This is a genomic window from Terriglobus roseus DSM 18391 (assembly GCF_000265425.1).
GTDB classification, from domain to species: domain Bacteria; phylum Acidobacteriota; class Terriglobia; order Terriglobales; family Acidobacteriaceae; genus Terriglobus; species Terriglobus roseus.
The window spans coordinates 2,370,430-2,390,759 of sequence record NC_018014.1 but is presented as its reverse complement, the minus strand read 5'-3'; the positions used below and the strand labels follow the sequence as shown (position 1 = coordinate 2,390,759).

Below are 20,330 nucleotides of genomic sequence, written 5' to 3'. Positions count from 1 at the left end.
CGGTGCAACAAGGTGCCGTAGCAGTCTAATCTTGATCCGAGGAATTCTTGAAGATGTCCGATCATTCATCCCATGACCTTTCCCGACGAAGCTTCATCGGGACTTCAGCGCTTGCGGCGGGTGCGCTGCTCACAGGCCTCGCTGCTGACGCGGCCCAGACAAAGTCGCGCCCGAATATCTTGTTCATCATGACCGATGACCATGCTGCGCAGGCCATGAGTTGCTATGGCAGCAAGATCAATCAGACACCCAACCTGGATCGGATCGCCAGGGAAGGCATGCGCATGGATCATGTCTTCGCCACCAACGCCATCTGCACTCCCAGCCGCGCCACCATCTTGACCGGCAAGTACAGCCACCTCAACGGTGTGCCGATCTTCAATCGCTTCGATGGCTCGCAACCCACCGTTGCGAAGTATCTGCAAAGCGCCGGCTATCACACCGCGATGATTGGCAAGTGGCACCTTGGCAGCGATCCTACCGGCTTTGACACTTGGAATATTCTCCCCGGACAGGGCGTGTACAACGATCCAGTGTTCTACGACAAGGACGGCTCCACGCAGATCAAGGGCTACTGTACGGACATCATCGCCGATCTGACGATCCGGACACTGAAAGAGCGTCCTCAGGACAAACCCTTCTTCATCATGTCGCACCACAAGGCTCCTCACCGCGAATGGACGCCAGACGAAAAGCACCGAAAGCAATTTGAGAACCTCCACATCCCCGAGCCGGCGACACTACGCGACGACTACGCGGGCCGTACCGATGCTCTGCGAGAACAAAAGCAATCCGTCTTTCGTGACCTGACGCGCGCAGATCTCAAGATCGTTCCACCGGCAGGCCTGTCACCGGAGGACCAGAAGCAGTGGCTGGCTGCAAAGCCGATGGAAGTCGAGATTGAGTCCGACGGCGTGAAGAAAACTATCACCGGCCGGGAGTTGGAAGACTGGAAATACCAGCGTTACATGCGCGACTATCTCGCCTGTGTTCAAAGCGTCGACGATAACGTCGGTCGCGTGCTGGACTGGCTCGACGCCAACGGGCTGCGAGAGAACACCATCGTCATTTACACCAGCGATCAGGGTTTCTTCCTTGGTGAACATGGGCTATTCGACAAACGCTTCATGTACGAGGAGTCGCTCCAGATGCCGTTCGTAGTTCGCTGGCCGGGATTCATCAAGCCCGGCACAGTCTCGAAGGCCATCGGCATCAATTGCGATTTCGCACCCACGTTCCTTGACGCGGCCGGCCGCCCGACGCCCGCCGACATGCAGGGTCGCAGCTTCCTTCCAGTCTGGCAGGGACACACACCCAAAGATTGGCGTCATGCCATGTACTACCGCTACTATCACGATCCAGGCGATCACAACACACGTGCCCACTACGGTGTCCGCACCGAGACGCACAAGCTGATCTATTTCTGGAAGAAGGATCAGTGGGAGTGCTACGACCTCGTGCATGATCCCTCCGAGATGCACAATATCTACAGCGATCCCACTGCACAATCTCTAGTTGCCGCGTTGAAGCGGGAGCTATACCGCCTGAAAAAGGAGCTGAAAGACGACGATCAGTTTGCGGTGACGCAGCCGGAGGATTCATCCTACGTGCAGCCGCCACCCCGAAAACGCTGAGCGACTAAGTCGGCAGAAACCGCTGTCGTTCTGCGGTGTGCTTAAGCGCTAGGCTCAAAACAAACCGGGTTCCATTATGAAAGTGGAACCCGGATAAGTGGAGTACTAGGGGTATCAGAAACCAACGCGCAGACTGAACTGGAACTGACGGTCTGCACAGTATGTCTGGCCCTTTGTGGTGCTCTTGCCGAAGGTGCCGGAGGTATAGCCGACATCCGGGTTTATCCGCTCTCGGATGACTGAGCAAGTTAAAGGCCTCGGCACGGAAGGTGAGCACCGTGTTTTCGTGGCCGGGGACAAGCGTCCAGCTCTTGTTCAATGCAGCGTTATAGCTCTGGAAGCCGGGTCCGGTGATCTGGTTACGAGATCCTCGACCAGCGAACTTGCCCGCGTATTGCGTTGTAAGTACGTCATACGAGGTCACGAAGGCCGACGTGCCGAACCAATTAGTTCGACGCACCGGAGTTAGTGGCTTGATTGATGTTCGAGAAGCTCTTGTAGGGACGGAGAGCATCCTGGTTGACACCGGGGTTCGCCTGCACCGTTCCTGGCTGAAGCTGATTGGCGTTCAGAATATTCTCCAGGTGGATGCCCCTGCGGCCGGCGTAGGACATGGTCAATAAGCCAAGGGCAGGGACTTCCTGTTCCACGGTGAGGTTCCAGTTGTACGCTTCGGGGCTGGGATAGTTATAGGCCTGCGACGAGTAGTTGAGCGGGAAGTTGTTCGCTCCTACACCGCTCGGTGCGTCAACACGGTCGAGTTGGACAAGAGCTTTCTCTACGTGCAGACCTTGAGCATCTCGCCAATCAGCTCTTTCACGAGATTGGCCTGCAACTCAGTGTCGCCAGGTATGGCGCTTCGAACTGGGAACGCGGTGCGAATCTGGACCGTATTGAGACGCCCCTGAACGACAGAACTTGGCTGGATGCGGAGATGAAGCTTGCTCTACAGCTACCGTCAGAAGGACAACGAGGGGACCGCCTGTTGCAGATCGCCAACTGGCAAAAGGCACCGAAGAATGGTTTCTATGATGACCTCGGGGATCCCACCGCCGAGCCGCATGTGTTGCGAGGAACGTCCTGGGCGAACGACCCGGAGATGTATCACGCGGTCATCGACGGCATTGCTGATCATACCCTCGAACAAGGTTGGCGCCTCTCGTGGCTGAGCTATGCAGAGACGTTGTATGAGGTGCCTCTGTCGCTGCGTCATATCAAATTGAATACTGCAAAAATATTCGATGCACGTCACCTACCTCGGACGAAGCGATTAGACCTCAGTTCCGACTAAAGCTTCTGAGAAGCTGACGCTTAGAGTGGTTTGTTTTTGGCGACGCATTTCCTGGCGCAGGAACCGTCCGCTAAGGCCAGGATTTTGTGACACGGTCCAGAAAAGCTTTGCAGCGCGCGCAATCAGGATTTCTACCTGCGGACGTTCCGCAAGCGCCACAGTGGCCAAGCAACGACACCCTGGCACGGCGCCATGTCGAGTTTAGGACGGCAAATAGCCTCCGCAGGCTGCTCGACCGTGAAAGCTGATCTCCCGAATCACCGACGCCAGCTTTCTCCATGTACGAAGAAATTACAGCTTGGTGGAGGCTCGCTCTGCCGTCTGGCAGACCTTCGGATATTTCTGCTCATGAAGCATCCCGGTTTGGGCACCAGAACCGCCGACTGTCCAGTCGGCTTTCCACTCGCTGTTCGCTGTTGCATGCGCAACTGCTCGCGTGGCACAGAACGCACTCTCCAGGCGCGACGGGACGCGCTACGCTTCCCGTGCCTGGACCTGAGCTGGATTGACGACTGCCCAGCATGCGGCGCCGAGCATGGCCATGCAAGCTGCGGTTCCGAAGGAAGAGGTCCAGCCGAAGCCGTGGGCGATCCATGGCGTCAATGATGCGGTAACTGCGCCGCCAACCTGTCCGCCCGTATTCACAAGAGCAGAGAAGACGCCGGACTGCTTGCCGGCGATGTCGATCGAGACGGACCAGAAGGAACTCTGCGAGAGGTAGAGTGCACCCGCGCCAAGCGAGAGAATGATGGCGGCCGTGATCGGGTTCTTTGCCTGTGAGCCGAAGACAAGGAAGCACGCGGTGAGGCAGAGTGCAACCGAAGCCAGCCAGCATCGGCCGGCGCGCAAACCATAGCGACGCGTAATGCGGTCACTGAGAGCGCCACCCAGCAGGCAGAAGAACGTCATGGAGATAAAAGGCAACATCGTGAACAGTGCGCTGGACTTCGGATTAAAGCCGCGCACTTCGGACATGTACGTGAAGAACCAACTGAAGTAGATCCAGGAAATATATCCGAAGCAGAAATAGGCGCCCATGAGAAGTGGCAGATCCTTGCGGGTAAACATCGCCTTCCACTCGAATTTCGGAGCTACCGGGTTCACGGTCGCTCCATCCACGAGGTCACTTTCTGTAGGCAAGGTGCTCGGCAGACCAGCACGAATCTCCTGCAGCTCTTCTTTGGATACCGAGGGGTGCTGTTCCGGCATGTTGCGAGATGCGAACCACCACACGCCACCGATGAAGACGCCGACGATCGCACTGAACCAGAAGGCCGCGCGCCAGCCATGCTGCGTGATGATCCAGTTGAGGAGGGGCGGTGTGAGACCGCTACCGGCACCCACACCAGCGAAGATCAGGCCGTTGATGATCCCGCGTTCTCCAACCGGGATCCAGTTGGAGACGAACTGATTGGCTGCGGGGTAGACGACGGATTCACCAGCTCCCAGCAGGAAGCGGAGTGCGATCAGCCAGAAGACAGCGGTGGGTGTGCCCACCGGCAACAGTGTCGCCAGGATGGTCGCGACGCCCCACCAGAGCGTGCCAATAGTGAGCACAGCTCGCGGGCCGAAACGCGAGGCCATCCAGCCCGCGGGTACCTGCATGATGGCGTAGCCAATCAGGAAAGCGCTGAAGATCCATCCGAGCCGTTCGTGGCCCAGGGCGAACTCCCGGCTGATCTGCGGACCCGCGATGGAAATGTTCGTACGGTCGAGGAAGGCAATGCCGCTCAGTGCGAAGAGAAGAAAGCCAAGCAGATACCGGACGCGGACTGAAGATGCCTTTGAACTCATACCTGTTTTTTGCTCCGGGTCGCCGATGGGGTGCGCAAGAAGGTCAGAGCCATGATGACAGCTCGCCCCGAGGAACCATGTTGTTGAAGTCAGAACGGCGTCCGTTAGAAGGGACGCCGTCTGGGGTTGCAGGTATAAGAATAGTGCCTTAGTGGGCTTCCTGGTCCTTGCCGAAGGCCGTGTGCATAGTTGTCCAGCGCTTGGACTGCTTCTGAGCGCTGGATGCCGGCGCGCCGTACGGATCGGCCGAGATGCCGTTCAGATCGTAGACCACCTTGCCGTCTTTGATGGTCAGCTCGCAGGTGAGCTTCTGCTTGCCGTCGACGCGGACGTTGTTCATGTCCACAAATCCGAACCTGCCATTCTCGAGGCGAAGAATAGCGACGTCGGCGATCGCGCCTTCAGACAGGTTGCCGAGCTGGTCCTGCTTCATCTCATGCGCGGGATTTGAAGTGGACTGCTTGATGACCAGCGGCAGCGGTTCGCCCAGCGCAAGGAACTTGTCCATCACGTTCAGCATGTCCTTCATACCGGCGTTCATGCTGGTGATATGGATGTCGGTCGAGATGGAGTCCGGAAGGAACTTGAACTTGGTGACGATGGGGTACGCCACGTTCCAGTTGAACGAGCCACCACCGTGTCCCACGTCGAAGTAGATACCCCGCTTGCGGCCTTCGATCAAGCCCTTCTGCGGTCCGAGGGTGACGGGATCCTGCTCTTCGCGCAGACCGCTGTAGACGTGGGTGTAGATGTCGCCGGGGCGGAGCACCTTCGTCAGCAGGTCGTAGAGAGGACGTTCCTTGCGGTCGGCGCCGTAGTCGATCATGACAGGGATGTTGGCGATGGTGCCGGCCTTCACAGCCTGCTCATACGGCTTCCATTCCGGACCTTCGAAGTGGGCGCTCTTGATGCCGACGATCAGGCCAGGGTACTTCTTGGCCACTTCTGCAGTCGCCGCGCCGTCCATGTCGTCCAGGTTCTGTTCATATTTAGCGCCACGCATGCCCGAACCGACGATATTCAGCTCTGCGAGGATGCGGGTCTGCTGACGGTCGATGACACGCTGCTTGAAGTCTTCAAAGTTGCGCCAGCCGGAGCCGCCGGCATCGACGACCGTGGTCACACCAACGCGGAAGGTAAAACCGTCCGGGTAGATGCTGTTGTCGCCGGCGTAGGAGTTCTTTTCGCCTGTGCCCGTGTAGACGTGCGCGTGAATGTCGATGAGGCCTGGCGTCACGTAAAGGCCCGTCGCGTCGACGGTCTTAACGGCTGAGGCAGACGGGATCGTGGCGGCGACCTTTGCGATCTTGCCGGCGCTGATGGCAACATCCATCACGGCATCGATGTTGTTGCGCGGATCGATGACATGGCCGTGCTGGAGCAACAGGTCGTACTGCTGGGCGTGGAGAGCGGCGCCGGACAGCAGAGCAAGTCCAAACGCCAGGCGAACGGATCGGAACGAGAGATTCAAAGGAACTCCTTACGGCTGTTTAACAGGACAGCACATCATCTACCCCGCGGAGCGGTCTGTCATGGGCCCATGGGCCGTGGCGCGTCTACGTCAATAGTCTTATAGGATTGCAGGTCTGTAGCCTTGCAAATGCTTGCGGAGCGTCGCCGCTTGTGATTTGGTAGACAGAGCAGACGCATGAAGAACACTCCCCGAAGTGGTAACAGAGGCCCGCGGATCAGGATACAGTTTCTGATCGTCCTGATGGCGTTCGTGGCCGGTTGCGCGTATGCGGGGCAGGCTGCGGTGCCGACGCCCGGGGTCCGGCTGCGCCTGTCGGAGTACCAAAAACAGAACTGGCAGGTGGAAGAAGGTCTGTCCGAGAACAACGTGCGGCAGATCACGCAGTCAACCGACAGGAAGCTGCTGCTGGCGACGTTTTCCGGTGTGCTGACCTTCGACGGCCAGCGATTTGAGCCGGTGGGCACTGTAAAGAACCCGGCTGGCGTAAATGGGGCGGCAGTGAACGCGATGCTACCCGGCCTGGACAACGATCTGTGGGTGGGCACAGATGGCAGCGGTGTCCTGCACCAGACGGCGGCCGGTGTTGTGAACGTGAGCGAGCAGGCTGGATTGCTGCATGAACGCATCCGCACCATGATGCTGGACCACGCGGGCACGCTGTGGGTCGCGACGCATAACGGAATTGAACGCTTTCGGAATGGCCGCCTGGAGCGCATTCCCGGTACTGGAACAATCGCCGGTGATATCACAGTGGTCTTTGCCGACTGCCGCGGTGGGAACGGCATTCCAGGTTCCATGTTGTTCATCACGTCAAACGGGTTGTTCCGATGGCGCAGTGAAGCGCTGCAGGCCCTGCCGTTGCCCAGGCAGTACGGATCGCCGACGGCGCTCTTCCGGGATCGTGATGGCGGGCTTTGGATCGGTACGGATCACGCTTTGTTGCAGGTGCTGGACGAGTCAGCGAATGCGCCGGTCGTGAAAGAAGTGATGGGGACCAAAAGTCCTGTAACGCAGTTGGTGAGCGACGCGGGGCGCAACGTCTGGGTTGGGACTCGCCACGACGGCCTCTGGCGTTACAGTCCGGCGATCGGAAAAGTCGCAGCCGAGACAGCGCACTGGGGCGCACGTGAAGGCTTTGAAGACGAGACCGTACGGTCGCTCTTTGTCGACGACGAAGACAATCTTTGGATCGGCATGTTGACCGGCGGACTAAGCCGGTGGCGCAAGGCGCCCTTCGCTCCTTATGGAAGGCAGGAAGGCCTCGCGGTGGGCTACGCGGCGGCGGCCTTCGCCGACAGCCGGGGAGACCTTTGGCTCGGCTCTTGGGGGCAGGGACTCTTCCACAAGCATGGGGAAGTCACCGTGCCGGTGCCGTTGCCGGAGATGCAGCCCTCGACACCGATACGTGCGCTGACCGAAGGGAAACCGGGCGAGATATGGGTGGGCACATGGTTTGACGGGGTATACCGCGTCACCGAGAAGAAAAAGCAGCACTACCGCTTGGGTATTGAGTCTCCAGTGAATGCCGTGAGCGCGCTGCTGTACTCGCGTGAAGGGGAGCTGTGGATCGGAACCTACACGGGCATCTTCCGCTTCAGCTCGGGGGAGCCGGGCAAGGGGGCGGCGGATCGTCTGCTGGACAACAAACTAATCACCTGCCTGTCCCAGGATCAGGACGGCAGTGTACTGGTCGGCACGAGTGAGGGACTGTTCCGCGTAAAGGGACAGACGGTCACCGCCATCAAGGGCCTGACGCATCCTTACGTACTGTCGCTGTCGCGCGATCTGGCCGGGGATATCTGGGTGGGATCGCGACGGGGCGGCCTGGGCCTTCTGCAGGGAGATCATGTTGCGCCGCTGCAGGTGGGCGGCGCGCTCGGCAGTCTGCCAATCTACAGCGGTCTGGAAGATTTCGATGGCCACCTATGGTTGGGGACGTCACGTGGCATTCTTCGCGTCTCCCGCGAGCAGATGCAGCGCGCCGTGGATCGCCATGGGACCGTGCCGGACGTTGTGCTGTTCGGCAAGGCGGACGGCATGCGTTCAAGCGACTGCAGCGGACCATCGCAACCTGGCGCGACGCGCATGGCGGATGGGACGTTGTGGTTTGCCACGACACGCGGCTTCGTCCATACGACGGCCGTCGCAGAGGATGCGGGACCTCGGGTCGCCGTGGCTTCCATAGAGGGGTGGAGCTCGGCGGCGAGCGGTGAGATGGAGACGCTGCGGTCGAACGGGACCCTGGAGCTAAAGCCCGGGCAGGCGGATCTGCGGATCTTCTACGACGCCCGCGAACTTTCGAATCCTGGACAGATTGAGTTTCGCTACAGGCTGGATGGCTATGACAGCGAGTGGACGACCACACATCTGCGTGCTGCGCACTACCAGCATCTGCCGCCGGGCCACTATCGGTTTGAGGTGCAGGCGCGTAAGAGCGGCACGGATTGGATTTCGCCGTCGGCAGCCCTGGGCGTTCGGCAGATGCCGCACTTTTACGCGCGGTGGTACTTCATGGTTGCGATGCTGCTGCTGTGTGGCGCGGCCGCAGTGGTCTGGTATCGCCGACGCATGCATCGCATGCGCGCTTCGCTGGCCGTGATTGTGGAAGAGCGAAACCGCATTGCGCGGGAATGTCATGACACGCTGATGGCGGGCTTCGCTGCAGTGGCCTGGCAGGTGGAGGCAACCGCAAAGCGGCTGGTGGATGGTGGCGATCCCGCGGCTGCGGTGCAGTCCTGCGAACTGGCGCACAGCATGGTGGTGCACTGCCAGGCTGAGGCACGCCGCATCATCTGGGATCTGCGCGACTCGCAGGAGCTTTCCGGCGTGCTGTCGCATGCGCTCTCGCGCGCCATCGATGCGCACTATCGTGAGCACAGTATCCATGTGGATCTGCAGGTGGACGGTACGGAGCTGGTCTTGCCGCCGGGGTCAGTGCATCACCTGGTCTGCATCGGCCAGGAGGCGATCTCGAACGCGCTCCGGCACGCCTCGCCACAGCGTATCGATGTGCGCCTGGTCTTCAATAAGGGCGAGGTTCGCCTGGAAGTCAAGGACGATGGATGCGGCTTTCAGCCGGGACGACCTTCGGCTAAAAAGGGCCACTTCGGCATGATGGTGATGGAAGAGCGCGCCCGGAAGCTGGGTGGCGATTTTGCGGTTCGATCGACCCTGCATCTCGGTACTGAGATCGTCGTGCGGGTTCCTTTTTCAGCAGGTGATGCGATGCCCGTGGCGGAGCGAAACGCCCTGTCCGCCGCCATGTGGTAGGTCGTTTCTGTTAGGTTGATGCAGATGACGAAGCTCACGCGAATACTGCTGGTGGAGGATCACTTCCTGGCGCGAATGGCGCTGACCAGCGTGCTGTCGATGCAGCCAGGCCTGCAGATCGTCGGTCAGGCTGTCGACGGTGAGCAGGGCATCGCCATGTACCGCGAGTTCCTGCCAGACATCGTTTTGTTGGATCTGAGGCTGCCTCGTATGAGCGGGTTTGAGGTTCTTGCTACGATTCGCAAAGAGTTTCCGCATGCGCGTTGCATCGTGCTGTCTTCCTACCAAGGCAGCGAGGATATCTATCGCGCGCTGCGGGGTGGCGCACTTGGTTACCTTACAAAAGACGCCAGCGGCGACGAGGTTCTGAACGCGATTCAGGCAGTGGGTCGCGATCTTCGCTACATTCCTTCGGCGGTGCTCAATCGGCTGGCGGAACGCATTCCGGCCACCGATCTAACGCCACGCGAGGCCGAGGTACTGACCTGCATCACGCGTGGGCGGTCGAATCGCGAAATTGCAGAAGAACTCGGAATTGCGGAGAAGACCGTGCGCATCCACGTGAGCGCGGTGTTGGATAAGGTCGGTGCGCGTGACCGCACGCAGGCCACCATCTTCGCGCTGCAGCGCGGTCTCGTCCACTTGGACGAAGCCTAAAATACTTGCGGTCGGCGTAATCGATCCAACTAGGTCATTTGACTTACGAACAAATGTGCAATATGGCCGATGCGCCATTTCCGGTCGTGCTGTGAAATAGCTCCATAAGCACAGCCAGATTCGCATGTGAACGGCGGGGCCCGTAGCGCCTTCACAGCCTGCACTTCATTTCAGCTTGACCCGGAGCGCCTCATTGAAGAAGTCTCTTCTTTACCTTGCACCCATGGTTCTTCCTGCCGCGATGTTCGCGCAGGTAGCAAACAACACGTCTCTTGTAGGAACCGTCACGGATAGCACTGGTGCAGTTGTATCCGGCGCACATGTCACTGCCGTGAATACTGCAACAAAGGTTCAATACACGGGCACGACCAATGCACAGGGCTACTATCAGATCCCGTTCGTGCAGCCTGGTAGCTATGACGTGTCCGTTGAGCAGAACGGCTTCTCGCGCGTAACCAGCAAGGGCACCGATGTTGTGCTGAACATGGCTGCACGTACTGACGTCATGCTGCAGGTCGGTTCTTCCACACAGGAAGTGACTGTGACCACCTCGACCCCAGCACTGTCGACCGACGATGCACTGGTGGGCGAGACGGTAACGGCGCACCAGGTCGAGAATCTGCCGATGGCAAGCCGCCGCGTCATGGAACTGGCGACGACGAATCCCAGCATCATCGTCGGACCCAAGACCAGCTATACCGGTAACCCTCCCGGCGCAAACTACATCGGTGCAGGTACGCGTGAAGTTACGAATTCGCTGACCCTGGACGGCATCACGATCATGAACTCGCTGATCTCGAGCTCGCCGGTCACACCGAATGCAGACGCAGTCGGCGCGGTTCAGACGCAGACCGGCAACTATACCGCGCAGTACGGCGCGTACATGGGCGTACACATCAACGTCGACACCAAGGCCGGAACGAACACCTTCCACGGCACGGCATTCGACTACGTGCAGAACACCGTGTTCAACGCCAAGAGCTTCCTGACGCCATCGGGCGCCGCTACTCCTGTACAGCATTTCAACCAGTTCGGATTCGTTCTGGACGGCCCCGTCGCCATCCCGCACGTCTTCAACGGTCGCGACCGCCTCTTCTTCATGGGATCGTATGAAGGTCTTCGGCAGAAGCAGCAGTCTCCGACTGTCGCCACACTGCTGACGCCAGCAATGCAGAGCGGCGATTTCTCCGCACTCTGTACCAGCTTCGTTGGCGGTATTTGCGCCGCTGGTGCAGGTCAGCAGATTGTGGACCCAGTCACGAAGACGCCGTATGCGAACAACCGCATCACGAACGTTTCGCCCCTCGCTACCAAGCTGCTGCAGTACTACGCGAATCCGAACCTGCCAGGCACCACGAACAACGCCAGCGTTGCCGTGCCGAACACCTTCCAGCAGGATCAGACGCTTGATCGTGTTGACTACAACCTTGGCGAGAAGGTCCGTCTGTTCGCCCGTTACTCCTACCAGACGATCACGTCCGCGTCGGGCAACATTGTTCCTACGTCCGGCAGCAGCTCGCCGACCAAGAACACGAACGGCTTGATTGCGTACACGCACATCATCACCCCGCGCATGATCAACGATCTCCGTGTGGGCTTCAACAAGTTCAGCACCAGCTCGCTCAACTACTTCTATACGGCCGGTCTGGGCACGGCAGGTACGGATCTCGGCATCCCGGGCTTCACCGCAGATACTGCGAATGCAAACCCCGGCATCCCCACGATCACCATCACCAACTACCAGGGCCTTGGCGCTGAGGGTACGAACTGGTTCCAGGACGACCGTACGATTCACGGCTACGACCAGATCAGCTACACCTTCGGCAAGCACAACATCATGGCAGGTGCAGACATTCGCCGGATGACGATCGGCCGTGCAGCCGGTAACACGCCGCGTGGTCAGTTCAGCTTCAACGGTTCCTATACCGGAAACGCTGCAGCCGACTTCATCACCGGTTACTCCAACCAGGTAACGACACCCGTTTTCCAGGTGAAGGGATCTGTCTCCGAGTGGCGTAATGGTTTCTTCGCGCAGGACAACTGGCAGGCCACACAGAAGCTGACGGTTCAGTACGGCGTCCGTTATGAGCTGCCGCTCGTCCCGACCTCCCTGAATGGTTACGCCCGCATCCTGAACTCGACCTACACCGCGCTTACGCCAAACAGCACGGCAACCACACCAGGAACGTTCGTTCCCACGCCTGGCTTCGGATTCCACGGACCGAACCATGACCTCATCTCCCCGCGCCTCGGTCTCGCATACCGCGCAACAGACAAGATCGTGATCCGCGGTGGCGGCGGTATTTTCTACAACCCCAACCACCTGAACGCCTTCACGCTGGCGTCCTCGAACTATCCGCTCGCGGCATCGATCGTTTACAACGGCAACAGCGGTACGAACCCGGTCGGTACGCTGACCTTTGCCAACCCAACAGGCGGCAGCGGCGGAACAGCTTCTCCCGTGGCGGGAACGCCTGGCACGTATGTCTCGGCCTTTACGGATAACTACTATCTGCCGACCCCGCGCATGTACCAGTGGAACGTGGATACCGGTGTAGAGCTCTGGAAGGGCGGCGCGTTTGAGCTGCAGTACCTTGGTTCCAAGGCGCTGTACCTGGATCGCTCCTACTACCCGAACCAGCCCACGCCGGGTGCTGGCGCTGTCAATCCCCGTCGTCCCTACCAGTTGTTTGGCCAGATTCGTCAGATCACCAACGACAGCTTCTCGACCTATCACGGCATGAGCGCAATCTTCCGTCAGCACGCATATCGCGGGCTGGATGTCATGCTGGGCTACACGTGGGCACACAACATGGACACGTCGAGCGACGCGAATGGCGGCGGTACGGCGATGATCCAGAACAACCTGCGGGCTGACTACTCGAACTCCAACTGGGATATTCGGAACCGTTTCGTTGGAACTGTTACCTATGCCATGCCTGACTTCCATGCACTTGGAGCGATCGGCAACTCGTTGCTCGGCGGCTGGCATGCAAATGCCATCGTCACCCTGCAGTCTGGTATCCCGTTCAATGTCTCGATCTCGAACGACCAGGCCAACGTTGGTGGCATCGGCACGCAGCGCCCTAACTACGTGAAGGACGGAAACGCCCTCAGCTGTGGCCGCGCTACCCGTATCGGCAACACAAACTGCATCGACCGCACCGCTTACTCGCTGCCCGCAGCATTCACCTTCGGCAACCTGCACCGCAACGATCTGAAGGGACCTGGCTTCGCGAACGTTAACTTCTCGATGTCCAAGGACTTCGCGATCTTCGAGCGCCTGAAGCTGCAGTTGCGTGCAGAATCGTTCAACCTGTTCAACCATGCGAACGTCGGTAACCCGAACTCGAATTTGCCGACCGCAAGCGCAACCACGGGCCAGTTCAACTTCACTGGATCTACCTTCGGTACCATCTCGTCCATGGCAAGCGGATACACACCGCGTATTCTGCAGCTCGCCGGCAAGATCAACTTCTAAATTCTCCAAATTGTTCCAACCTCTAGCCGCCGGGACCTTCCGGCGGCTATCTTTTTCATTAAGCGTGTCACGCGACCAGGAGAAGCAGGGAATGAGATTGAAACGATATGCCGCCATCGGCACCACGGCGATTTGCCTGACAGCCGCTGCGGCCGTCTTCACACACGCGGGTGTTCTGGCGCAGGCTCCCAGGACTGCAGCGGAGTATGACAAGGATCTGCCCGGAATGCTGGAGGCGTATCGCCATGTGGAAGCCGCATCGGTGTCCGATGCCGTCGAGCAGACGCTGCATGAGAAGCACTACATGAGCCACAAGATGCAGGCGATCTTCCCGACAAAGTTCGTCGGCACAGCACTGACCGTACTGCTGAAGAAGGAAGAGAATCACGATCCCGATGCTCTGAGCGGCATGCTGAAGGCGATTGACACTGGTACCACCGGTTCGGTCTACGTGATGAAGATTGAAGACGGTGCCGACATCGCCGGTATGGGCGGACTGATGGGTACGGCCATGTGGTCGCGCGGCTTCAGCGGTGCGGTGGTCGATGGCGGTGTGCGCGATCTTCCGCAGTTGAAGCGCATTGGTTTCCCGGTGTATGCGACCGGGCCGGTACCGTCAACCTCCGTGGGCCACTATCGCTTCGGCGGCATGAATATCCCGGTCAATTGCGACGGCGTTACCGTGAATGCAGGCGATATCATTTCAGCCGACCAGGATGGTGTGGTCGTGATTCCGCGAGCACGTGCGGCAGAGGTTTTGATCGTGGCACAGAAGCTGGATGAGACCGAACACGCGATGTATCCGTACATTGAGCGGCTGCATTCCATCGTGGCTGCGGTAAAACAGTTTGGCAGGATTTGAGTGGCGGCGTAGGACATCTGCCCCATTAATCTGCAGAACCTCGCAGGTAGGGTTAGAGGTACTCGCAATCAACAGATCGAACGGCACTCCCATAAGCGGAAAGGTGTTTTCGTGACGCAACGGACTGATCAGCAGAAGCTCTCGCGCAGAGGCTTTCTCGAATTTAGTACGGCCGTGGCAGCAGCAGCCGTGCTGCCCTCAGTCGCGGCGGCCGAGGCGCCCGCGGGCGCTGCCGCCGATGACTACTACGCCAAGCTGGGCGTTCCTACCGTGATCAACGCGGCAGGAACCTACACCTACCTGACGGCTGCCGTGATGCCACCGTCCGTGCAGCGCGCAGTTGCGGCGGCCGCGCACCATCCGGTCCGACTGAAGGAACTGCACAAGGCCGCAGGGGAGTACATCGCCAAGCGTCTGAAGTGCGAAGGTGCACTGGTGACCTCGGGCGCTTCGGCGGCACTGACGCTCGCCACAGCGGCGTCCATCGCATCGAAGGGCAACATCAAGCCTGAGGAGATTCCGCAGGCGGCCCTCGAGCGCGGATACGAAGTCATCGTGCAGAAGTCGCATCGTTACGAATACGACCATGCCATGATTCTGTGCGGCGTTAAGGTTCGCGAAGTCGTTACGGTAGACGACTATCGCAAGGCCTTCAGCGATCGCACGGTGATGACGAACTACTTCAACGATGCTGCGCCGGAGAACAATCCTCCCACACAGATTGACCGCGAAACGTGGCTCCGCATCGCGCATGAGCATAACGTGCCGTGCCACCTGGATGCAGCCGCAGACATGCCTCCGATCGAGAACCTGTGGAAGTACACCGGCATGGGTTTTGACTTTGTCTGCTTCTCAGGCGGCAAAGGAATCCGCGGACCGCAGAATGCCGGGCTTCTGCTGGGCAAGAAGAAGCTGATTGATTTGGCAGCGGAAAACGACAGCCCGAACAGCGAAGCTGTCGGTCGTGGCATGAAAGTTGCGAAGGAACAGATTGCCGGCATGGTCGCGGCAGTGGACTGGATCCTGTCGCAGGATGATGCGACGATGCAGCGCGAGTTCCTTGATCGCACGCATGTGATCCAGGCAGCGTTGAAAAACGTACCGACGTTGAAGAGTGAGATCTTCATGCCGAAGATTGCAAACCATGTGCCTCATCTCTTCCTTCGTTATGATCCAAAAGTTGTGGGCATCACACCGCTGCAGGTCGCGGACAAACTGCGTGCACAGAACCCTCCCATTGAACTGAATCCGGCGACCGGTAACAGCGGCCGCTTCCATACTGCTGACGAGAATACGATCGTGCTTGCGACGTGGATGCTGCAACCCGGCGAAGCCGAAGTCGTCGCTGCCGCACTGCGCAAGCTGCTGACCCAACCCAACGTTTCGTAAACCAGCCACGGGCTGCCAGGAGAAACCGATGTCGAATACCGCAAACAAAACCACCCGCCGTAACCTCTTGAAGAATGCCGCAGGCGCTGCTGCCGTTGTGACCGGTGCTGCTGCATTGGTCCCGTCTGAGGCTGCCGCCGCAACCCCGAAGGAACAGAAGCAGGGCTGGCCCAAGCCGAAGGATGGCGAGAAGCGCCTTTTCTCAAGCGCAGTGTTGCATAACGGAACGCTCTACCTTGCAGGTGTCGGGGCTCACTTTGAGGGCACCATTCAAGAGCACACGAAGCATGTGCTGGACGAGCTCGAGAAGCAGCTGATCGAATGCGGTTCGTCCATGGACAAGGTCCTGAAGGTTAACGTCTACCTGAATGATCTCAAGGACTATAAGGCAATGAACGATACCTATCTGGGCCGCTTCACCGGCATTCCTCCGGTTCGCACCACGGTTGCTCCGGCAGGCGGTGTACCGGGTAACTCGCTGGTCGAGATGGACTGCATCGCTTACGTTTAAAACGGAAACAACGCCGCTGCTCACTTGAAAGACCAAAGGAAGATCATGTCTCTGTTCAGCAAAGCGCGTCCTACACGGCGCGATGTACTCAAGCAGTCCGGTGTCCTTTCTGCAGCGGCGGTCGCTGCTCCGTTGTCGGCACATGCTGCGACGCTCGCCGACGATCAGCCGGCGCGTACGGGTTTGTCTCTGTCACCCGGCACGCCACAAGACAACATCTTCACGAAGCTCGGTGTGCGTCCCATCGTCAATGCGCATGGGACGTTCACCATCATCACGGGGTCGCGTTCCTTGCCTGAGGTAAAGCAGGCCATGTATGAGGCCTCGTTCTACTTCGTGCATCTGGACGAGCTGATGGACAAGGTCGGAGCCGATATCGCGCAGATGCTTGGCGCGCCCGGATGTACCGTCACCACAGGTTGTGAAGCCGCGATTGCGCTGGCGACCGTAGCCTGTTCGTGCGGAACCAACGTGGAGTGGTCGCAGGCCTTCCCGTACAAGCGGCTGAAGTCGCAGGTCATCATCCCGAAGCACTCACGCAACCCGTACGACTTCGGTGTGCGCATGACCGGCGCGGAGATCGTGGAAGTCGATAGCGCAGAGGAGTTTCAGGCGAAGCTCACCGACAAGGTAGCGATGGTCTATGTGCTGGCGTCGCCCGCAGCAGAGAAAGGACCGCTCTCTGTTGCAAACATCTGCCAGATGGCACGCGCCAAGAACGTTCCTGTCTTTGTCGATGCAGCAGCCGAAGAGCCGCTGGTGCCGAACAAGTACATTCAGGCAGGCGCCAATCTCGTCGGTTACTCGGGTGGTAAGTGCATGCGTGGACCGCAGGCTGCAGGTCTGTTGCTTGGTGACAAGGAACTGACAAAGGCCGCGTGGTTCCAGGCCTCCCCCCACCACAACTACGGTCGTGCCTACAAGGTCGGCAAGGAAGAGATCATGGGCATCCGCGCTGCTGTTCAGCAGTGGGGTAAGCGTGATCACGCTGCCGAGCAGAAGATGTGGATGAGCTGGCTGAAGACGATTGAAGCGCGTCTGAAGCCGCTGCAGTCCACCACTTTTGAGTACCTTGAACCGGAAGACCTTTCGAACCGTTCGCCCCGTCTGCGAGTGCACCGGGATGCGAATGTCCTGAAGATCACCGGTACCGAGTTGACGGCGAAGCTGGATGCCGGCAACCCGCGCGTCATGCTGGATGGTGGCACGGGCATTCGTCCGGAAAACATGGCGAGCAGCCTGACCGTGATGCCCTACATGATGTCGCCAGGCGAAGAGAAAATCGTTGCTGATGCGATCTTCGCGGCGTTGTCGCATCCCGATGCTTACTCAAATCCTGTCATTGCGCCGGGCGCGAGCAAGGTCGAAGGTAAGTGGCATGTCGCAATTCAGTATCTGCGCGGCAAGGGTGAGCAGGAGTTCGAACTGAAGCAGAGCGGCAGCGACCTCTCCGGCACGCAGAAGGGCGAACTCTTCAACGCAACCTTGAAGGGAAGCATCCATGGCAATGACATCAAGCTGCGCAGCACCATGCCGGTTTCGGGTCATCAACTGGATTGGAACTTCAAGGGCACGGTCGCGGGCGACACCGCGAGCGGCTCCGTTGATCTGGGTGAGTACGGCAAGGCTTCGTGGCAGGCTCGCAAGGCCTAGGTCACGATCAAAAAGTAAAGGGAGTGTGGAGCGTTGGCTCCACACTCCCTTTTCTCTGCCGGCACTTACTTCGCTGCGGTCGCTGTTTCGTCGAGGCGGAAGAGCCCAAACTCGCGGATGCGAGCTTCGCCTGCGCTGGTGAGGATGTTCAGGCGTACCCGCTGTGCGGTCACTGCAGGGAAGCGGTCGATCTTCTTGTGGCCGATGGCTTCGCTCTGAACGATGGTGTGCCAGGCGCCGTCGGTCCACGCATCGATGCTGTAACGCTGGATCTGCTGACCCTCCACGAGCCACTCCATCGTCATCGCGTGATCGAAGGTGACAGGCTTCGCCAGCTTCACTTCCAGCGTTGCCGCATGCGATCCCGCGGGAGCACTCCAAAACGTGTCGGTATTGCCGTCGAGTGCGTTGGTTACGTTGTTGTCGACCGGCAGGTGCTGTTGCAGCAGACTGTGGCTGTAGCGCTGTTGCAGAGCATCACCCAGCTCACGCAAGCGTGCCACATCGCTGTCGGGCAGCAGGCCTCGATCATCCGGAGCGACACCGAGCATCCACTGACCACCGTGGCCCACGGAATTCTCGTAACTATCAAGCAGGTCAGGGAGCGACTTCAGACTTTTCTCGTCCTTCGGGTGCCAGAACCAGTGAACGTTGCGCAGCGGCGTATCCACTTCAATCGGACGCCACCGCAGGTAGCCATGACGATCGATGACGTTCCAGACTTGGTAGCCAACGGAACCAGACTCATCGCCCGCCCAGCGCGCATCGCCGTATTCGAACAGAGCGGTGTCTGCGAAGACGATGGTATTGGGCTGATAGGTACGCAAAGTCTCGATGATCTTCGGGAAGTTATAAACGTGCCCGGCGCTGCCCGCGCCATCCAGCCAGAACTCTGCAAGGTCGCCGTAGCGCTGCACAAGCTCTTCCAGCTCTGCGTTGTAGTACTTGTCATACTCGGCAGAGTCCTTGTACTTCGGCTCATGCCGATCCCAGGGGGACAGGTAGATTCCAAAGCGCAGGCCATTGGCGCGCGCTGCATTTGCAGCCTCGCGAACCAGGTCGCCTTTGCCGTCCTTCCACGGGCTCGCCTTGATGCTGTAGTCCGTCTGCCCGGTCGGCCACAGGCAGAATCCGTCGTGGTGCTTCGCGACCATGACGACATACTTCGCGCCCGAAGCCTTGATGGCCTTCATCCACTGATCCGTGTTCAGCTGCGTAGGATTGAAGACCTTCGGGTCGGCCGTGCCATCGCCCCACTCGCGATCAAGAAATGTATTTGTCCCGAAGTGCAGGATGACGCCAAACTCCATGTCCTGCCAGGCAGTTTGCTGCGGCGTCGGTTTGACATCGACTGCATTTTGCGCGGGTGAATTTTGCGAAGTCGTCAGTGCAACTGCAATGGACGCCAGTGCCAATAGCGTGTTGGCGCGGCGGGCGATGGTGCGATACATGGAAATGCTCTCTTTCGGCGGATGCGGTTATGCGAAACGTGCAAAAGCGACAGAGCGTTGGCCTGTCACAAGAGGTGAGGTGCCGGACGGAAGTGGCTGTGTCGAAGGTGAGGCATCCAGAAGAGCCATACCATTCAAGTCGCAACGGTAGAGCCGAGTGCCGGAGGCATCCTGCACCTGGAGTTTCTTGTCACTCGCGAAGAACATGTGCGTTGCACCTGCTGCATCGAGCCGCAGTTCTTTCCGTACCGCCGTGACCTCACCAATTGCTCCATCCCGTGTGACGGGCAGCATGTTGTAGAGACCTGCGGCAGCAGCGACCACCATGAGCGATCCGTCGGGAGAGAGCGCCATCGCGTGCGGCATTACGGCTGCAAGACTAAGTCGCTGCGTGCCGATCCGGTTGAGCGTGCGGCTCCGTTCATCGATGCGATAGCTCTCGACGGATGCCGTTGGCAAACCTTCGAAGCGCTCGCGAGCATTTGCTACAAACAGTGTCCCTGAGCGGGTGTTCATCAGGACTGCCGATGGGGCGAAGCTCTCAACGAACTGCAGCGGTTGCCAGGAGTCTCCGGCGGAACGAAGAACGTGCAGGCCATTCTCTACCGCGACATAAGCGTGTGTCGGACGATGAGAGAGCGGCAGCGCATGAGTGAAGTTGGTGCCATGCGCGGCAATGGTCAGGCCGGCGGCCTGCAGAAAGCGTCGTCTTGTCCAGTTAGGCTGCATACGGATCCCTCAGACCTAATAGACCATAGCGTGCACCGTTGGTCGAAGCCCAGCGTCCAGTACGCTCCCTGAGCGCGCTAGCTTCCCTTGTCTACATCGGGCTTTGATCAACGCAGCGTTCGGCGGCTGCGTTC

General features: G+C 59.2%; 15 protein-coding genes. 9 read left to right on the top strand and 6 right to left on the bottom strand.

Translation table 11 applies throughout. The features are described 5' to 3' along the window. Positions 1-53: 53 nt before the first annotated feature. On the top strand, positions 54-1,634 hold the full coding sequence (locus TERRO_RS09970) for a sulfatase family protein (protein WP_014785876.1): 1,581 nt from the start codon (positions 54-56) through the stop codon (positions 1,632-1,634). 4 nt (positions 1,635-1,638) lie between these two features. On the opposite strand, the gene TERRO_RS24050 is transcribed toward TERRO_RS09970, so the two are convergent. After that, positions 1,639-2,148, bottom strand: coding sequence for an outer membrane beta-barrel protein (locus TERRO_RS24050; protein ID WP_483754799.1), 510 nt, complete (start codon positions 2,146-2,148; stop codon positions 1,639-1,641). Further along, positions 2,081-2,422, bottom strand: a complete 342-nt coding sequence (locus tag TERRO_RS24045; RefSeq protein ID WP_483754800.1) for an outer membrane beta-barrel protein — start codon at positions 2,420-2,422, stop codon at positions 2,081-2,083. The genes TERRO_RS24050 and TERRO_RS24045 overlap by 68 nt, the downstream gene beginning before the upstream one ends. Here TERRO_RS24045 and TERRO_RS09965 point away from each other — a divergent pair. Next, positions 2,377-2,925, top strand: coding sequence for a hypothetical protein (locus tag TERRO_RS09965; protein WP_041592545.1), 549 nt, complete (start codon positions 2,377-2,379; stop codon positions 2,923-2,925). The genes TERRO_RS24045 and TERRO_RS09965 overlap by 46 nt on opposite strands. A gap of 474 nt (positions 2,926-3,399) precedes the next feature. On the opposite strand, the gene TERRO_RS09960 is transcribed toward TERRO_RS09965, so the two are convergent. Both TERRO_RS09960 and TERRO_RS09955 read right to left on the bottom strand, forming a co-directional pair. After that, the gene (locus TERRO_RS09960) at positions 3,400-4,719 is read right to left on the bottom strand and encodes an MFS transporter (RefSeq protein WP_014785875.1); all 1,320 of its coding nucleotides are present in this window, start codon (positions 4,717-4,719) and stop codon (positions 3,400-3,402) included. A 148-nt stretch (positions 4,720-4,867) separates the two neighbouring features. Next, positions 4,868-6,190 (bottom strand): amidohydrolase/deacetylase family metallohydrolase, encoded by a 1,323-nt coding sequence (locus TERRO_RS09955; RefSeq protein ID WP_014785874.1) that lies wholly within the window; start codon positions 6,188-6,190, stop codon positions 4,868-4,870. Between the two features lie 243 nt (positions 6,191-6,433). On the opposite strand from TERRO_RS09955, the gene TERRO_RS09950 reads away from it, so the two are divergent. From TERRO_RS09950 to TERRO_RS09920, 7 genes are all read left to right on the top strand, one after another. Then, a complete protein-coding gene (locus TERRO_RS09950) occupies positions 6,434-9,463 on the top strand; it encodes a sensor histidine kinase (RefSeq protein ID WP_052313313.1) in 3,030 nt (1,009 codons plus the stop codon). A 24-nt stretch (positions 9,464-9,487) separates the two neighbouring features. Further along, positions 9,488-10,120 (top strand): response regulator, encoded by a 633-nt coding sequence (locus TERRO_RS09945; RefSeq protein ID WP_014785872.1) that lies wholly within the window; start codon positions 9,488-9,490, stop codon positions 10,118-10,120. Between the two features lie 193 nt (positions 10,121-10,313). Then, on the top strand, positions 10,314-13,601 hold the full coding sequence (locus tag TERRO_RS09940; RefSeq protein WP_014785871.1) for a TonB-dependent receptor: 3,288 nt from the start codon (positions 10,314-10,316) through the stop codon (positions 13,599-13,601). Between the two features lie 91 nt (positions 13,602-13,692). Beyond that, the gene (locus tag TERRO_RS09935) at positions 13,693-14,463 is read left to right on the top strand and encodes an RraA family protein (protein ID WP_014785870.1); all 771 of its coding nucleotides are present in this window, start codon (positions 13,693-13,695) and stop codon (positions 14,461-14,463) included. A gap of 111 nt (positions 14,464-14,574) precedes the next feature. Continuing rightward, positions 14,575-15,852, top strand: a complete 1,278-nt coding sequence (locus TERRO_RS09930; RefSeq protein ID WP_014785869.1) for a twin-arginine translocation signal domain-containing protein — start codon at positions 14,575-14,577, stop codon at positions 15,850-15,852. A 28-nt stretch (positions 15,853-15,880) separates the two neighbouring features. Next, the gene (locus TERRO_RS09925; RefSeq protein WP_014785868.1) at positions 15,881-16,363 is read left to right on the top strand and encodes a RidA family protein; all 483 of its coding nucleotides are present in this window, start codon (positions 15,881-15,883) and stop codon (positions 16,361-16,363) included. Positions 16,364-16,408: 45 nt separating this feature from the next. Then, on the top strand, positions 16,409-18,016 hold the full coding sequence (locus TERRO_RS09920; protein ID WP_014785867.1) for a PLP-dependent transferase: 1,608 nt from the start codon (positions 16,409-16,411) through the stop codon (positions 18,014-18,016). 65 nt (positions 18,017-18,081) lie between these two features. Here the strand turns inward: TERRO_RS09920 and TERRO_RS09915 are convergent, their stop codons facing one another. Beyond that, on the bottom strand, positions 18,082-19,467 hold the full coding sequence (locus tag TERRO_RS09915; protein ID WP_014785866.1) for an alpha-L-fucosidase: 1,386 nt from the start codon (positions 19,465-19,467) through the stop codon (positions 18,082-18,084). A 27-nt stretch (positions 19,468-19,494) separates the two neighbouring features. Further along, the gene (locus TERRO_RS09910; RefSeq protein ID WP_014785865.1) at positions 19,495-20,196 is read right to left on the bottom strand and encodes a lactonase family protein; all 702 of its coding nucleotides are present in this window, start codon (positions 20,194-20,196) and stop codon (positions 19,495-19,497) included. Between the last annotated feature and the right edge of the window lie 134 nt (positions 20,197-20,330).

Excerpts from the sequence above, each read along its gene's own strand:
- TERRO_RS09915 (WP_014785866.1), bottom strand. The coding sequence starts at position 19,467 with ATGTATCGCACCATCGCCCGCCGCGCCAACACGCTATTGGCACTGGCG.
- TERRO_RS09970 (WP_014785876.1), top strand. The coding sequence starts at position 54 with ATGTCCGATCATTCATCCCATGACCTTTCCCGACGAAGCTTCATCGGG.
- TERRO_RS09945 (WP_014785872.1), top strand. The coding sequence starts at position 9,488 with ATGACGAAGCTCACGCGAATACTGCTGGTGGAGGATCACTTCCTGGCG.
- TERRO_RS24050 (WP_483754799.1), bottom strand. The coding sequence starts at position 2,148 with ATGCTCTCCGTCCCTACAAGAGCTTCTCGAACATCAATCAAGCCACTA.
- TERRO_RS09925 (WP_014785868.1), top strand. The coding sequence starts at position 15,881 with ATGTCGAATACCGCAAACAAAACCACCCGCCGTAACCTCTTGAAGAAT.
- TERRO_RS09935 (WP_014785870.1), top strand. The coding sequence starts at position 13,693 with ATGAGATTGAAACGATATGCCGCCATCGGCACCACGGCGATTTGCCTG.
- TERRO_RS09960 (WP_014785875.1), bottom strand. The coding sequence starts at position 4,719 with ATGAGTTCAAAGGCATCTTCAGTCCGCGTCCGGTATCTGCTTGGCTTT.
- TERRO_RS09910 (WP_014785865.1), bottom strand. The coding sequence starts at position 20,196 with ATGCAGCCTAACTGGACAAGACGACGCTTTCTGCAGGCCGCCGGCCTG.
- TERRO_RS09920 (WP_014785867.1), top strand. The coding sequence starts at position 16,409 with ATGTCTCTGTTCAGCAAAGCGCGTCCTACACGGCGCGATGTACTCAAG.
- TERRO_RS09950 (WP_052313313.1), top strand. The coding sequence starts at position 6,434 with ATGGCGTTCGTGGCCGGTTGCGCGTATGCGGGGCAGGCTGCGGTGCCG.